The organism is Enterobacter sp. K16B, from assembly GCF_020216105.1.
Lineage (GTDB): Bacteria > Pseudomonadota > Gammaproteobacteria > Enterobacterales > Enterobacteriaceae > Enterobacter > Enterobacter sichuanensis.
Genome location: NZ_JAIWJZ010000183.1, coordinates 1 through 248 on the forward strand (window position 1 = coordinate 1; position 248 = coordinate 248).

The 248-nt window shown below is 51.6% G+C and carries 1 rRNA gene; it reads right to left on the minus strand.

Going from position 1 to position 248, the window contains the following annotated elements:
• Window positions 1-20 precede the first annotated feature (20 nt).
• Window positions 21-248 (minus strand): 16S ribosomal RNA (locus tag LDK53_RS22390); the annotation flags it as partial.

Sequence of the window (248 nt, forward strand, 5' to 3'; positions counted from 1 at the left end):
CAAAGGCAGGTTCTTTAAGGTAAGGAGGTGATCCAACCGCAGGTCCCCTTACGGTTACCTTGTTACGACTTCACCCCAGTCATGAATCACAAGTGGTAAGCGCCCTCCCGAAGGTTAAGCTACCTACTTCTTTTGCAACCCACTCCCATGGTGTGACGGGCGGTGTGTACAAGGCCCGGGAACGTATTCACCGTAGCATTCTGATCTACGATTACTAGCGATTCCGACTTCATGGAGTCGAGTTGCAG